The sequence below is a fragment of the Paracoccus litorisediminis genome, from assembly GCF_009711205.1.
GTDB lineage: Bacteria > Pseudomonadota > Alphaproteobacteria > Rhodobacterales > Rhodobacteraceae > Paracoccus > Paracoccus litorisediminis.
The window spans coordinates 1-14393 of sequence record NZ_WMIG01000004.1 but is presented as its reverse complement, the minus strand read 5'-3'; the positions used below and the strand labels follow the sequence as shown (position 1 = coordinate 14393).

Here is a 14393-nt window from a genome sequence, read left to right as displayed (position 1 = left end):
AGAAGGACTTCAGGATGCGGGCATTCGTTTTTCCCGGCCAGGGCGCTCAGGTCATCGGCATGGGCCGCGAGTTGGCCGAAGCCTATCCGGCCGCGCAGGATGTCTTTGCCGAGGTCAATGAGGCGCTTGGCGAGAAGCTCTCGGACCTGATCTGGAACGGCGATATCGAGACACTGACCCTGACCCAGAACGCGCAACCGGCGCTGATGGCGACCTCGATCGCTGCGTTCCGGGCGCTGGAGGCCGAGGGCTTTGGCATCAAGGATGCCGATTTCGTCGCCGGGCATTCCTTGGGTGAATATTCCGCACTTTGCGCCAGCGGCGCGATCAGCCTTGCCGATACCGCGCGGCTGCTGCGCCTGCGCGGTCAGGCCATGCAAGAGGCCGTTCCGGTCGGGCAGGGCGCGATGGCTGCGATCCTTGGGCTGGATTTTGCCGCCGTCGATCAACTGGCCCGCGACGCCGCCGAGGGCGAGGTCTGTCAGGCTGCGAATGACAACGATCCGGCGCAGGTGGTGATCTCGGGTCACAAGGCGGCGGTCGAGCGGGCCGCGGCTTTGGCCAAGGAGCGTGGCGCGAAACGCGCGCTGATGCTGCCGGTCTCGGCCCCGTTCCATTCGGCGCTGATGCAGCCCGCAGCGGCAGTCATGGCCGAGGCACTGGCCGCGGTCGAGATCGCGGCCCCTGCGGTTCCGCTGGTTGCCAATGTGCGCGCAAGCGCGGTGACCGACCCCGGCGAGATCCGTCGCCTGCTGGTCGAGCAGGTCACCGGATCGGTGCGCTGGCGTGAATCGGTCGAGTATCTGGCCGGGGCGGGTGTCACCGAGTTCTGGGAAATCGGCGCGGGCAAGGCCCTGTCGGGCATGATCAAGCGCATTTCCAAGGAAGCCGTGACGAAGAATGTCGGTGCACCTGCGGATATCGCGGCGCTGAAGGCTTGAGGGCGGCGCCGGGGGCTCTGCCCCCGGACCCCCGGGATATTTGGACAAGAAAGAAAACGAGGTCGGGATGTTTGATCTGACGGGAAAGAACGCGCTGGTGACCGGCGCATCCGGCGGAATCGGCGGCGCGGTGGCCGAGGCGTTGCATGCGGCCGGTGCGACCGTTGCGCTGTCGGGCACGCGTGAGGCCCCCTTGCGCGAACTGGCCGAAAAGCTGGGCAGCCGCGCCCATGTCGTTACCGCCAATCTGGGTGATGCGGCCGCGGTCGAGGCCCTGCCGAAGTCCGCAGCCGCGGCGATGGGCAGCGTCGACATCCTGGTGAACAATGCCGGGATCACCCGCGACAACCTGTTCATGCGCATGTCGGACGAAGAGTGGTCGCAGGTTCTGGAGGTCAACCTGACCTCAAGCTTCCGCCTGTGCCGCGGCGTATTGCGCGGCATGATGAAGGCGCGTTGGGGCCGGATCGTGAACATCACCTCGGTCGTCGGCGCGACGGGCAATCCGGGGCAGGGCAACTACGCTGCCGCCAAGGCCGGTCTGGTCGGCATGTCGAAAAGCCTGGCCTCGGAAGTCGCCTCGCGCGGGATCACGGTCAATTGTGTGGCTCCGGGTTTCATCGAAACCGCGATGACCGACAAGCTGAACGACGAGCAGAAGGGCCGCATTCTGGGCCAGATTCCTGCCGGTCGCATGGGCAATGCTCAGGAAATCGCCGCGGCGGTCCTTTATCTGGCCAGTGCCGAGGCGGGATATGTCACCGGGGCCACGCTGCATGTTAACGGTGGTATGGCGATGCTGTGATCTGTGGTTTATGCGGTTGCAAGATCACGAACCCGTGCTATATCCCGCGTTCAAGGCTACAGGGCTCCGCGCCTTGGGCTCTCGTCAGCGCGAGCTGTCACATCTTGGGCGGATGCCCGCGAAAATGAGGAAGAGACATGAGCGATATTGCTGATCGCGTGAAGAAAATTGTCGTCGAGCATCTGGGCGTTGACGAGGACAAGGTGACCGAGAGCGCCTCCTTCATCGACGATCTGGGCGCCGATTCTCTGGACACGGTCGAGCTGGTCATGGCGTTCGAGGAAGAATTCGGGATCGAGATTCCGGACGACGCCGCCGAAACCATCCAGACCTTCGGCGACGCGGTCAAATTCATTCAGGGCGCGGTCTGATAGACCCCCATCCTGAACGGAACGGGCGGTGCTTTCCCAGCGGAAAGCGCCGCCTTTTTCGTTTCGGCGGCGGCGCTTGCGCCGGAACCATGGGCATGGTGGAGTGGTTGCTTGGATGAAACCGAGTGAGGAGAGCCCGATGCCCGTCAATCTTCAGGGACTGACCGACAATGCCCGCAAGACCGCGATCGCCGAGCTGAACGCACGGCTGGCCGATGCGGTCGCGCTGTCCGCGGCGATCAAGCAGGCGCATTGGAACGTCAAGGGCCGCAATTTCATCGCCGTGCATGAGCTGTTCGACCAGACCTTCAGCAATCTGCAAGTCCATGTTGATGAGATGGCCGAGCGCGTCCAGATGCTGGACGGCGTCGCCATCGGCACGGTCGAGAAGGTGGCGAAAGCCAGCACCCTCAAGGAATATCCGACCGACCTGACCAAGGCCGAGGATCACATCAAGGCGATCTGCGAAAGGCTGCGGGATTACGGCGCCAAGGTTCGCACGGCGATCGACACGACCGGGGATGCGGGCGATGCCAATACCGCCGATCTGTTCACGGCGGCGTCGCGGACGGCGGACAAGGATCTGTGGTTCCTTGAAAGCCATCTGGAATAATCGGTAGCGCGAATGAAAAAACCGGGGCCGCAGCCCCGGTTTTCTTTTGTCAAAAGCCTTACTTCGGCATCGGGGCGGTGATGCCCTCGACATAGAAGTTCAGGCCGGACAGTTCCTCATCCGTGGCGGTCGCGCCATCGGCCAGCCAGTCGCTGCCGTCCTGCTTTTTCAGCGGGCCGGTGAAGGGGTGGTATTCGCCCGAGGCGATCTTGGCCTTGAGCGCTTCGGCCTCGGCCTTGACCTCGGCGGGGACGGCCTCGGTGATCTCACCGATCACGACTTCGCCGTCACCGATGCCAGCCCAGGTGGCTTCGGATTTCCAGGTTCCGTCAAGTGCCTGACCGACGCGCTTGATGTAATAGGGCGCCCAGTTGTCGACGATGGACGAGATGCGCGGCTTCGGCGCGAAGCTGGCCATGTCGGAGGCCTGACCGAAGCCGAGGACGCCTGCCTCTTGTGCTTTGGCCAGCGGCGCGGTCGAGTCGGTGTGCTGCATGAACACGTCGACGCCTTCGGCGATCAGGGCGGCGGCGGCATCGGCCTCTTTGGCGGGGTCGAACCAGCTATAGACCCAGACCACCTTCATCTCGACATTCGGGTTCACCTTGCGGGCGTGGATGAAGGCCGAGTTGATGCCCTGGATGACCTCGGGGATCGGGAACGAGCCGATATAGCCGATCTTGTTCGACTTGGTCATGCGGCCCGCAATGGTGCCGATGACGGCGCGGCCTTCGTAGAAACGGGCGTCATAGGTCGCAAGGTTGTCCGAGCGCTTGTAGCCGGTGGCATGCTCGAACTTGATGTCGGGGAATTTCTTGGCGACGTTGACGGTCGCGTCCATGAAGCCGAAGCTGGTCGCGAAGATCATCTTGTTGCCCGCCAGCGCCAGCTGGGTCAGGGCACGCTCTGCGTCGGCACCTTCCGGCACGGATTCGATGAAGGTGGTCTCGACCTTGTCGCCATATTCCTTCTCGACCGCCTGACGGGCCAGATCGTGCTGGAAGGTCCAGCCGCCATCGCCGACCGGGCCGACATAGATGAAGCCGATCTTCAGCTTTTCACCTTGGGCAAGGGCGGGCAGGCTGGATGCTGCAACCAGCGCCGCGGCGCTGCCAAGTAGGGTTCTGCGATTGATCACTGTCACTCTCCTGTCAGGGTTTGGCTGCTTAGCGCAGCGCGTGGAAGGGTTGCCCGAGCGAGCCGGGGGTGGACCCGGCGCCGGAGCGTCCGAATTTCTGCCGCGCCGAGATCGCGACCAGCACGATAATCGTCGCCAGATAGGGGGCCATCGACAAAAGCTGTACCGGCACGGCGACGCCTGCCGCTTGAAGGCGCAGCTGCAGGACGGTCACGCCGCCAAACAGCCATGCGCCTGCCAGCACGCCCCAGGGATTCCACTGCGCAAAGACGACGATGGCCAGCGCGATCCAGCCCGCGCCTGCGGTCATGCCCTCGGTCCATTGCAGCACGGTGGCGATGGAAATATAGGCCCCGCCCAGGCCCGCCATCGCGCCGCCAAAGGCGATTGCCGCGATGCGGACCTTGCGGACCGGGTAGCCCAGACCATGCGCGGCGTCGTGGTTTTCACCAACCGCGCGCAGGATCAGCCCGGCCCGGCTGCGCATCAGGAACCACCAGACAGCGGGGACCGCCAGCAGGCCCAGCCAGATCATCAGGTTCAGGCCGAAGGGTCCGGCCATCATCGAGGGCGCTTTCACGCCTTCGAAGGGCTTGCCGAACATCGCGGTCAGGCCCAGCCCGAACAGCGTCAACGCAAGGCCGGTGGCGACCTGATTGGACAGCAGGAACTGGGTCAGAGCCGCAAAGATCATCGACAGCGCGGCCCCGGCAATCGCTGCGGCGACAAAGCCCAAGGCGGGGCTGCCGGTGGCATGGGCGCTTGCAAAACCCGCCAGCGCGCCGCCGATCATCATCCCCTCGACGCCAAGGTTCAGGACGCCCGCGCGTTCCACCACCAACTCGCCAAGTGCGGCGAACAGGATCGGGGTGGCGGCGCCCAGCAGCAGGACGAAAACGGCAATCGGGTCGATCATCAGGCGCGCCTCCGGATGCGGTAGCGGGTCAGGATGTCGAAACCCAGCAGGAAGAACAGGAGCATCCCCTGAAAGACCTGCACCGTGGATGCGGGCAGGTTCAGCATCATTTGCGCGAGTTCCCCGCCGATATAGGTCAGCGCCATCAGCAGGCCCGCAAGCAGGATGCCCAAGGGGTGCAGCCGGCCAAGGAAGGCCACGATGATCGCGGTGAAGCCGTAGCCCGAGCCGAAGCTTTCGGTGATCTGGCCTGCTGGTCCCGCGACCTCGAACAGACCCGCCAGCCCCGCCAGCGCGCCGGACAGGCCAAGACACAAGGCCACCAGACGCTCGGGCCGGACACCGGCGAAGCGGGCGGCGCGGGGGGCCGCGCCTGCGGTGCGGATGCGGAAGCCAAGGATATGGCGCGACATCACGAACCACGTCACCACCAGCGCGACCAGCGCCGCGATTCCGCCCCAATGCAGACCGGTATTCGCGATCAGTTCCGGGTTCGAGGCGGCGGGATATTGTTGCAGGTTGCGCGAACCGGGGAAGTTGAAGCCCTCGGGGTTCTTCATCGGGCCAAAGGCCATCCATGCGGCGATCTTTTGAGCTACATAGACCAGCATCAGCGACACAAGGATCTCGGAGGCACCGAACCAATTCCGTAGCAGCGCCGGGATCATGCCCCATGCCCAGCCGCCGACCGCACCGGCGACGATCATCGCCGGGAAGATCCAGAAGGCCTCATGCGGATAGGCGGCCAGCGCCACGGCGGCACCGCAGATCGCGCCGATGATATATTGCCCCTCGGCCCCGATGTTCCAGATGCCTGCCCGGAAACCCAAGGCCAACCCCGAGGCGATCAGGATCAGCGGCCCGGCCTTGACCAGAAGCTGCGGGCGCGAATAGCCCGATGCGGGGCCGAATAGCGGGTCCCAGAAGATCGTGCGGATCGAGGCTACCGGATCGAATCCCAGCGCCGCGAACAGCAGCCCGCCGGTGATCATCGTGGCAATGACGGCCATGACGGGCGTCGCGACCTGCCAAAGCAGGGGGGCGCTGGCGCGCGGCTCAAGCCGGAACATGACCGACCTCCATTCCATGTGCGCCACCCAGCATCAGGCCGATCTCGTCGATGGTCAGGCCCTCGGTGGGGCGGGGCGGCGATAGTCTTCCTTCGTTCAGGGCGCAGAAGCGGTCGGACAGCTCCAGCAACTCATCCAGATCCTGGCTGATGACGATGACGCCTGCGCCCTTGGCGGCCAGATCCAGCAGCGCCTGACGGATCGCAGCGGCGGCCCCGGCATCGACGCCCCATGTCGGCTGGTTCACGACCAGAACCTTGGGCCCGCCCAGCACCTCGCGCCCGATGACGAATTTCTGCAGGTTGCCGCCGGACAGCGCGCCAGCAGCGGTGCCGGGGCCGGGGGTGCGCACGTCAAAGGCCTTGATGATGCTTTCGGCAAAGGCGCGGGCGGCATTGTGGTCGATCAAGCCGCGCTTGACGATGTCCTGCCGACCGCCTGCGGTCAGCAGGGTGTTCTCGGTCAGGCTGAATTGCGGCACGGCGGCATGGCCCAGCCGGTCCTCGGGCGCGGAAAGCAGCCCTGCGGCGCGGCGCGGATCGGGGCCAAGCGCCGACAGGTCAGCGCTGGAAAGGGTGACGGTGCCATGGGGCGTGGTGATCTCTCCCGAGAGCGCGGCCAGCAATTCGTCCTGACCGTTCCCGGCGACACCGCCGATGCCCAGAATTTCACCAGTGCGCAGGGTCAGCGAGATGTTCTTCAGCGTCACACCCTCGGTCGCGGCAGGGGTGGACAGCGCTTTGACATCCAGCACGACGTCGCCGGGCTTGCGGCCCGAACGGTCGACCAGCTTCATCTCGGCCCCGACCATCATCGCCGCCAACTCGCGGGCGGAATGGGCGCGCGGATCGACCGTGCCCACGACCTTGCCGTGGCGCAGGATGGTGGCGCGGTCGCAATGCGTGCGGATTTCCTCAAGCTTGTGGCTGATATACAGGATCGCGGTGCCTGCGGCGGCCAGTTGGCGCAGGGTGGCGAACAGGATCTCGGCCTCTTGCGGGGTCAGAACGCTGGTCGGTTCATCCATGATCAGCAGGCGCGGGTTTTGCAGCAGGCAGCGCAGGATCTCGACCCGCTGACGCTCACCGGCGGACAGGCTGGCGATGCGGCGGGCAGGGTTCAGCGGCAGGCCATAGGCCTGCGACAGTTCCGCGATGCGGCGCGACAGTTCCGCGCGGGGCGGCGGGTTTTCCATGCCAAGGGCGATGTTTTCAGCAACCGTCAGCGCATCGAACAGCGAAAAATGCTGGAACACCATTGCCACGCCTGACGCCCGCGCCGCCCGCGGATCGGCGGGGGCGTGGGGGGTGCCCGAGAGCTGCATATGACCTTCGTCGGGTCGGACAAGCCCGTAGATCATCTTGACGAGGGTGGATTTTCCCGCGCCATTCTCACCCAGCAGCGCGTGGATTTCGCCCGCTCCGACCGAGAAGCTGATATCGTCATTGGCGCGCACGCCGGGATAGGTCTTGCCCAGGCCCTCGGCCCGGAAAACATCACTCACTGTTGCGCGCCTCTCTGCCCCTTTTGTAGTCACCTTTAGCGGTTTTCCGCCGGGGAGCAATTGCACAGTTGGACAGGTAGGGCCTAGATTGCGGGCATGCCGGAAATTTCACCCCGATTCATCCACCTGCGCACGCATTCCGAACATTCGCTTCTGGAAGGAGCCGTGCCGGTCAAGAAGTTAGCCGATCTTGCGGCCCAAAACGGCATGCCCGCCGTTGCCCTGACGGATTCCAACGCCCTGTTCGCGGCGCTGGAATTTTCGGTCAAGGCGCAGGACGCGGGCGTCCAGCCGATCGTCGGCTGTCAGGTGACCCTGTCTGCCGAAGTGACCGCGCCCATCGTGCTGCTGGCCCAGAACGAGGCCGGCTGGCTGAACCTGATGGAGCTGTCCTCGTGCCTTTACCTGCGCAGTGACGGCTCGCTGCCGCATGTGACGCTGGATGAGCTTGAGGCGCGGGCCGAGGGGCTGATCTGCCTGACCGGCGGTGCGCTTGGTCCGCTTGGGCAACTGGTCGGGCAGGGGCGTCTGCCTGATGCGCGGGCGCTGCTGGAGCGGCTTTCCGTCGCCTTTCCGACGCGGCTTTACGTGGAATTGCAGCGCCACAAGGATGGCGGCGGCACGCCGGTGGCCGAGGAAGTGGCATCCGAGGGCGGCATGATCGATCTGGCCTATGCGCTGGACCTGCCGCTGGTCGCCACGAATGACGTCTATTTCCCCAAGCCCGATCTTTACGACGCGCATGACGCGCTGATCTGCATTTCCGAACGCGCCTATGTCGACCAGACCGCGCCGCGTCGTCGCCTGACCCCGGATCATTACTTCAAGACCCCGGCCGAGATGGTGACCCTGTTCGCCGATCTGCCCGAGGCGGTCGAGAACACGGTCGAGATCGCCAAGCGCTGCGCCTTTGCCGTCAAGAAGCACAAGCCGATCCTGCCGCGCTTTGCCGAGGATGAAATCGAGGAATTGCGCCGTCAGGCCTGGGACGGTCTGCGCGACCGCCTTGCGATCATTCCCCATGCCGTGCCGCTGGCCGAATACGAAGACCGTCTACGGTTCGAACTGGGCATCATTGAGCAGATGGGCTTTCCCGGCTATTTCCTGATCGTTGCCGATTTCATCAAATGGGCCAAGGATCACGGTATCCCGGTCGGGCCGGGCCGGGGCTCGGGTGCGGGTTCGTTGGTCGCTTATGCGCTGACCATCACCGACCTTGATCCGCTGCGCTACAGTCTGCTGTTCGAACGCTTCCTGAACCCGGAACGGGTTTCGATGCCGGACTTCGACATCGACTTCTGCATGGACCGCCGCGAAGAGGTGATCCGCTACGTGCAGGAGAAATATGGCCGCGACAAGGTTGGCCAGATCATCACCTTTGGCGCGCTGCTGTCCAAGGCGGCGGTGCGCGATGTGGGAAGGGTGCTGCAGCTACCCTTCGGTCAGGTCGATCGCCTGTCCAAGATGATCCCGGTCGAGGGGGTGAAGCCCGTCAGCGTCACCAAGGCGCTGGCCGATGAGCCGCGCCTGCGCGAAGCCGCCAAGGAAGAGGTCGTTGGCCGCCTGCTGGATTACGCGGCAAAGCTGGAAGGGCTGCTGCGCAACGCCTCGACCCACGCCGCGGGTGTGGTGATCGGGGACCGGCCCTTGGACAAGCTGGTGCCGCTTTACCGCGACCCGGCCTCGGACATGCCCGCCACCCAGTTCAACATGAAATGGGTCGAGGCGGCGGGCCTCGTGAAGTTCGACTTCCTTGGCCTGAAGACCCTGACCGTCATTCAGAACGCCGTCGACCTGATCAACGGGGGCGGGCGGCCCCTGCATGTCGCCGCCGACGGACGCCAGCTTTACCTGCCCGCCGACGGTGCGGAAAACCAGATCAACGCCATCCCGCTGGACGACAAGCCCAGCTATGACCTGTTCGCCAGCGCCCGCACTGTGGCGGTGTTCCAGGTTGAAAGCTCGGGGATGATGGATGCGCTGCGGCGCATGAAGCCCACCTGCATCGAGGATATCGTGGCACTGGTGGCGCTGTACCGCCCCGGCCCGATGGAGAACATCCCGACCTATTGCGAGGTCAAGAACGGCCTGCGCCCGCTGGAATCGCTGCATCCGACAATCGACCCGATCCTGGCCGAGACGCAGGGCATCATCGTCTATCAGGAACAGGTGATGCAGATCGCGCAGGTCATGGCGGGCTACTCGCTTGGCGGCGCCGACCTGCTGCGCCGTGCCATGGGCAAGAAGATCGCCGAGGAGATGGCCAAGGAGCGCCCGAAATTCGTCGAGGGCTGCAAGGAACAGGGCATCGACGGCAAGAAGGCGGGCGAGGTCTTTGACCTGCTTGAGAAATTCGCGAATTACGGCTTCAACAAGTCGCACGCCGCCGCCTATGCCGTGGTCAGCTACCAGACCGCATGGCTGAAGGCCAACCACCCGGTCGAATTCATGGCCGCGGTGATGAACTGCGATATCCACCTGACCGACAAGCTGGCCGTCTACAAGCGCGAGGCCGACCGCATGGGGATCGAGACGGTCCCACCCTGCGTCAACCGCTCGGACGCGACTTTTACCGTCAAAGATGGCCGGATCGTCTATGCGCTGGGCGCGCTGAAAGGCGTCGGCGTCGAGGCGATGCGAATGATCGTCGAGGCACGTGGCGACAGACCTTTCCGCGATCTGCATGACTTTGCCCGCCGCGTCGACATGCGCCGTGTCGGCAAGCGCCCGCTGGAAATGCTGGCTCGCGCCGGAGCCTTCGATCTTATCGAGGAAAGCCGCTCCAAGGTTCTGAAATCGCTGGATGGATTGGTTGCGTGGTCGCAGGCCGTGCAAGAGGCTGCGGCCTCGAGCCAGTCCTCGCTGTTCGGCGGGGGCGAGGATCTGCCGCCGCCGCGCCCGGTCGTGGCACCGATCTGGATGCCCGCCGAAAAGCTGGGCGAGGAACATGCCGCCGTCGGCTTCTACCTGTCCGGCCACCCGTTGGACGACTACCTGCCCGCGCTGCGCCGCAAGAACGTGCAGACGCTGGCCGAGGTGACGGCTGCCGCTGCCGATGGTGCGCTGGTCGCGCAACTGGCGGGCACGGTCGCCTTCCGACAGGAAAAGAAATCCGCCCGCGGGACTCGCTTCGCCTTTGTCGGCCTGTCCGACCCGACCGGGCTTTACGAGGTCACGGTGTTTTCGGATACGCTGGACGCGCACAGGCAGCATCTGGAGCCGGGCGAAAACGTTGTGCTGCAGGTACAGGTCGAACCCTCGGGCGATCAGGTCAAGCTGCTTGCCCGCAGTGTCGTGCCGCTGGATCAGGCGGTGGCCGATGCCGGCGCGAACCGTCTGGCGATCGAGATATCCGGCATCGACGCCGTCCCCGGCATCGCCGAGGCGCTGGCCCGCATCCAGTCCGAGGTCAGTGCCCCCGCCCGCGCTCGCGGCCCGATCACCCTGCGCCTGAAGGACGGCGAGGATCTGGTCGACATCGAAATCACCGAGGACGCCCCCTTGACCACCCCCGCCCGTCAGGCCCTGCGGGTCATTCCGGGCGTGCTGGAGGTGCTGGAGGAGTAGGGGGTGTCCCTACTTGCGTTCATTTGAATGGAAGTGGGAGCGTCGCAAGAGCAAGCGTTTCATGCTCGCAGATCGGCGTGACCTGCGAGCGATATTCAATTGCGCATCCGTCAGATTGCCCGTGGCCGCTCATTTCAAAGACGCTCGGTGGGATTTCCCACCCTTACAAATCGCTGCTCGATCACCTTTTTGCCCCACTGATCACCGGGATGTTCCTCTGCGAGGACAAAGCCGAATGACTCGTAAAGATGCCGCGCGGCCCCGAGGCCGCTGAACGTCCATAGATGAGTTTCGGCGAAGCCATTCTCGTCGACAAAGGCAAGGGCGTCAGACAGCAATTTGCGCCCGCATCCTCCACCTTGGATGCTGCCGTCGACGATGAACCAGCGAAGATGGGCAATGCCATTCCCCAGATCCTCGCCATCGATCGCGACGGAACCGCAGATCTGGCCGTTGCGCTGCGCCGTCCAGATTGCGTTGCGGGGGTTGTCCAACCGATTGCTGAACTCGGCCAAGCCACCCGCCACGACGGCCTCGAAGCGTTGTCCAAAGTCCCATGCCTTTGCATAGTACAAAGCGTGCATTTGGGTGATGCGGGCAATCAGTCCAGCCTGATATCCCCTCACGATATCAATACGAAGATCGACCTCCTGACCGGATGAGGCATTGCTCAGCGCGCGGCTATAAAGGCGCAAGCCGGTCAACACGGCATCCTCCTGCTTGGGGTCCAGTCGCGCCAGCGCGGAGGCAACCTGTGCTTCCGCAAATTGGTGTATCGCCGAGACCTGCGTCTTGCCCGTCGGGGTCAATGACAGGATCTTGACGCGACCATCATCCTCGCCTGCGCTTTCATGAACATCTCCGGCTTCAATCAGCTTTCTCAGCATTCGGCTGACGCTGGATTTCTCAAGATGCAGACGCAGGCCCAGATCTCGGGCGGTGACATTTCCCTGCTCGATCTCGATCAAGGCATGAACAGCCGATGGCGAAAGATCCGTTCCCGCAAACTCCCCGCCCATGAAGCCCCATTCGCGGGCGATGGTACGAGAAACCGCCCTGATTTCGCTGATTGTGGATTCACTCACCATATCGCGCCCATTTGGTTGTTCAATGCAACATTTATGGTTGTGTAACGCAACGATATGGATGGGGTCAATCCATGGTGATGCGGCGATACCTATTCCTTGGGCGTTCACCTGCGGTCGGTGCACAGCAAAAAGCCCCGCACGATGGCGGGGCTTTTCCTTAAGGTCGGAACGCTTAGTTGCGCTCTTTGTCGACCATCTTGCCTTTCGAGATCCACGGCATCATGCCGCGCAGCTTGGCGCCGACTTTTTCGATCTCGTGTTCGTCGTTGATGCGGCGGGTCGCCTTGAAGAAGGGCTGGCCGACGGCGTTTTCCTGCATGAAGTCGCGCACGAACTTGCCGGTCTGGATGTCGGTCAGCACGGCTTTCATGCGGGCCTTGGTTTCTTCATAGGGCAGGATGCGCGGGCCCGAGACATACTCGCCGTACTCGGCGGTGTTCGAGATCGAGTAGTTCATGTTGGCGATGCCGCCTTCGTAGATCAGGTCCACGATCAGCTTCACTTCGTGCAGGCACTCGAAATAGGCCATTTCCGGCTCGTAGCCAGCTTCGACCAGGGTTTCGAAGCCCATGCGGATCAGTTCGACCAGACCGCCGCACAGAACGGCTTGCTCGCCGAACAGGTCGGTTTCGCATTCCTGACGGAAGTTGGTCTCGATGATGCCCGAGCGGCCGCCACCGATGGCCGAGCAATAGGACAGAGCGATGTCCTGCGCTTTGCCGGTCGCGTCATGATGAACCGCGAACAGGCAGGGGACGCCGCCGCCTTTGGTGTATTCGCCGCGCACGGTGTGGCCGGGGCCCTTGGGTGCCATCATGATGATGTCGACGCCGGGTTTCGGCTCGATCAGGCCGAAATGGATGTTCAGGCCGTGGGCGAAAGCAATCGCCGCGCCTTCACGGATATTGTCATGGACGTATTTCTTGTAGGTTTCAGCCTGCAGCTCGTCGGGCATGGTGAACATGATCAGGTCGGCCCAAGCGGCGGCTTCGGCGATGCCCATGACCTTCAGGCCTTCGGCTTCGGCTTTCTTGGCCGAGGGCGAGCCTTCGCGCAGGGCGACGACGACGTTCTTGGCGCCGGAATCGCGCAGGTTCAGCGCATGGGCGTGACCTTGCGAGCCGTAGCCCAGCATGGCGATCTTCTTGTCTTTGATCAGGTTCACATCGCAGTCGCGATCATAGTAAACGCGCATCAGCGTCTCTCCTCATATCCGATGCAGGAGTTTTAGCATTCTGGCATGAGGAGTTCAGTGCATTCTTCGCGGAATCTCTGGAAAATTTCAAATGATCATGCCAATAAATTCGCAAAGGTAAAAAAATCATGCCCGACGCGACAGACCGACGCATACTTCGCCAGCTTCTGGCCGATCCCGCAATGCCCAATGCCGAACTGGCCGAACGCGCCGGAGTGACGACGGCCAGCCTGTGGCGCAGGTTGGAACGCCTGCGCGAAACCGGCGTCATCCGGGCCGTGGAAACCCGCATCGACTGGCGCAAGCTGGGCTATGAGGTGCAGGTCAGCCTGCGCTTTACGCTGGACAAGACCGAGCCGCGCGCCTTCGACAAGTTCCTTGCCGCCGCGCGCAAAGTCCCCGAGGTCACCGAAATCCAGTCCTTCCTTGGCTCGGTCGATTTCCGGCTGTCGGTGATCGCGCGCGACATGGCGCATTGGCAGCAGGTCTACCGCGAAAGCATCCTGACCCTGCCGCATGTCTCGGACAGCGACGCCCTGATGCTGGTTTCCACGATCAAGGACGTGCAGGAGTTGCCGCTATGACCCCCGACGCGACCGATCTGGCGATCCTGCGGCTGCTGGCCGAGGACGCAACCCGCAGCGCGGCCGAGGTCGGGCGGGCGTTGGGAATGACCCAGCCCGCGACATGGCGGCGGATCAAGCGGCTGACCGATGAGGGCGTGATCGCCGGGCGGCGGGTGGTGATCGATCAGGCAGCGCTGGGATTCGGCGTCACGGTTTTCCTTGGTATCCGGTTGGCCGCCAAGGGTCGCGTGGGCCTTGAGGATTTCGAGCGCGCGGTGACCGCCATCCCCGAAGTCCAGACCGTCCAGCACGTGCTGGGCCAGTTCGATTACCGGCTGCGCATCCATGCCCGCGACATCGCCGATTTCGAACGCATCCTGCGGCGGCGGATCATGACCCTGCCGGGGGTCGGGCAGGTCGAGGCGAACGTGCTTCTGTCCGAGGAACGCCGCCCCGGTCCCCTGTAAACGGAAAAGGCCGCCCCGAAAGGGACGGCCTTCGCTGTCTTGCGACGAGCGGATGATTACATCATGCCGCCCATGCCGCCCATGTCGGGCATGCCGCCGCCGGCCGCTTTGGGCTCGGGCTTTTCGGCGATCATGGCTTCGGTGGTGATCAG

General features: G+C 63.8%; 13 protein-coding genes. 7 read left to right on the top strand and 6 right to left on the bottom strand.

Features of this window, described 5'->3' with window-relative positions; translation table 11 throughout:
• Positions 1-14: 14 nt before the first annotated feature.
• The 4 genes from fabD to dps all read left to right on the top strand — a co-directional run bounded on the left by fabD (position 15) and on the right by dps (position 2730).
• Positions 15-941 carry an ACP S-malonyltransferase gene (fabD, locus tag GL300_RS10065; protein ID WP_155039511.1) on the top strand — a complete coding sequence of 309 codons (927 nt, stop codon included), beginning with the start codon at positions 15-17 and terminating at the stop codon, positions 939-941.
• A gap of 67 nt (positions 942-1008) precedes the next feature.
• On the top strand, positions 1009-1746 hold the full coding sequence (fabG, locus tag GL300_RS10060) for a 3-oxoacyl-ACP reductase FabG (RefSeq protein WP_155039510.1): 738 nt from the start codon (positions 1009-1011) through the stop codon (positions 1744-1746).
• Between the two features lie 137 nt (positions 1747-1883).
• On the top strand, positions 1884-2117 hold the full coding sequence (locus GL300_RS10055) for an acyl carrier protein (protein ID WP_028720942.1): 234 nt from the start codon (positions 1884-1886) through the stop codon (positions 2115-2117).
• 139 nt (positions 2118-2256) lie between these two features.
• Positions 2257-2730: a DNA starvation/stationary phase protection protein Dps gene (gene dps, locus GL300_RS10050; RefSeq protein ID WP_155039509.1), complete on the top strand. Its 474-nt coding sequence runs from the start codon at positions 2257-2259 to the stop codon at positions 2728-2730.
• 58 nt (positions 2731-2788) lie between these two features.
• Here dps and GL300_RS10045 read toward each other — a convergent pair whose 3' ends face one another.
• From GL300_RS10045 to GL300_RS10030, 4 genes are read right to left on the bottom strand one after another with little or no spacing between them, the layout of a single operon-like run.
• The gene (locus GL300_RS10045; protein WP_343043004.1) at positions 2789-3865 is read right to left on the bottom strand and encodes a BMP family ABC transporter substrate-binding protein; all 1077 of its coding nucleotides are present in this window, start codon (positions 3863-3865) and stop codon (positions 2789-2791) included.
• Positions 3866-3896: 31 nt separating this feature from the next.
• Entirely contained in the window at positions 3897-4784 is an 888-nt protein-coding gene (locus tag GL300_RS10040) for an ABC transporter permease (RefSeq protein WP_155039508.1), read from the bottom strand.
• Complete coding sequence (locus tag GL300_RS10035; RefSeq protein ID WP_155039507.1) at positions 4784-5854, bottom strand: ABC transporter permease; 1071 nt, start codon at positions 5852-5854, stop codon at positions 4784-4786. Before GL300_RS10035 ends, GL300_RS10040 begins: the two co-directional genes overlap by 1 nt.
• Entirely contained in the window at positions 5841-7358 is a 1518-nt protein-coding gene (locus GL300_RS10030; RefSeq protein ID WP_343042979.1) for an ABC transporter ATP-binding protein, read from the bottom strand. Before GL300_RS10030 ends, GL300_RS10035 begins: the two co-directional genes overlap by 14 nt.
• Before the next feature lie 96 nt (positions 7359-7454).
• Here GL300_RS10030 and dnaE point away from each other — a divergent pair, with 96 nt between their 5' ends.
• Positions 7455-10925 carry a DNA polymerase III subunit alpha gene (gene dnaE, locus GL300_RS10025; RefSeq protein ID WP_155039506.1) on the top strand — a complete coding sequence of 1157 codons (3471 nt, stop codon included), beginning with the start codon at positions 7455-7457 and terminating at the stop codon, positions 10923-10925.
• Positions 10926-11059: 134 nt separating this feature from the next.
• Here the strand turns inward: dnaE and GL300_RS10020 are convergent, their stop codons facing one another.
• A complete protein-coding gene (locus tag GL300_RS10020; RefSeq protein WP_343042978.1) occupies positions 11060-12121 on the bottom strand; it encodes a bifunctional helix-turn-helix transcriptional regulator/GNAT family N-acetyltransferase in 1062 nt (353 codons plus the stop codon).
• A gap of 64 nt (positions 12122-12185) precedes the next feature.
• Positions 12186-13208, bottom strand: coding sequence for a ketol-acid reductoisomerase (gene ilvC / locus GL300_RS10015; protein WP_155039505.1), 1023 nt, complete (start codon positions 13206-13208; stop codon positions 12186-12188).
• Positions 13209-13336: 128 nt separating this feature from the next.
• Between ilvC and GL300_RS10010 the strand changes: the two genes are divergently transcribed.
• Both GL300_RS10010 and GL300_RS10005 read left to right on the top strand, forming a co-directional pair.
• Positions 13337-13792, top strand: a complete 456-nt coding sequence (locus tag GL300_RS10010) for an Lrp/AsnC family transcriptional regulator (protein ID WP_155039504.1) — start codon at positions 13337-13339, stop codon at positions 13790-13792.
• A complete protein-coding gene (locus tag GL300_RS10005; protein ID WP_155039503.1) occupies positions 13789-14241 on the top strand; it encodes an Lrp/AsnC family transcriptional regulator in 453 nt (150 codons plus the stop codon). The genes GL300_RS10010 and GL300_RS10005 overlap by 4 nt, the downstream gene beginning before the upstream one ends.
• Positions 14242-14393 lie beyond the last annotated feature (152 nt).

Excerpts from the sequence above, each read along its gene's own strand:
- fabD (WP_155039511.1), top strand. The coding sequence starts at position 15 with ATGCGGGCATTCGTTTTTCCCGGCCAGGGCGCTCAGGTCATCGGCATG.
- fabG (WP_155039510.1), top strand. The coding sequence starts at position 1,009 with ATGTTTGATCTGACGGGAAAGAACGCGCTGGTGACCGGCGCATCCGGC.
- GL300_RS10055 (WP_028720942.1), top strand. The coding sequence starts at position 1,884 with ATGAGCGATATTGCTGATCGCGTGAAGAAAATTGTCGTCGAGCATCTG.
- dps (WP_155039509.1), top strand. The coding sequence starts at position 2,257 with ATGCCCGTCAATCTTCAGGGACTGACCGACAATGCCCGCAAGACCGCG.
- GL300_RS10040 (WP_155039508.1), bottom strand. The coding sequence starts at position 4,784 with ATGATCGACCCGATTGCCGTTTTCGTCCTGCTGCTGGGCGCCGCCACC.
- GL300_RS10035 (WP_155039507.1), bottom strand. The coding sequence starts at position 5,854 with ATGTTCCGGCTTGAGCCGCGCGCCAGCGCCCCCCTGCTTTGGCAGGTC.
- dnaE (WP_155039506.1), top strand. The coding sequence starts at position 7,455 with ATGCCGGAAATTTCACCCCGATTCATCCACCTGCGCACGCATTCCGAA.
- ilvC (WP_155039505.1), bottom strand. The coding sequence starts at position 13,208 with ATGCGCGTTTACTATGATCGCGACTGCGATGTGAACCTGATCAAAGAC.
- GL300_RS10010 (WP_155039504.1), top strand. The coding sequence starts at position 13,337 with ATGCCCGACGCGACAGACCGACGCATACTTCGCCAGCTTCTGGCCGAT.
- GL300_RS10005 (WP_155039503.1), top strand. The coding sequence starts at position 13,789 with ATGACCCCCGACGCGACCGATCTGGCGATCCTGCGGCTGCTGGCCGAG.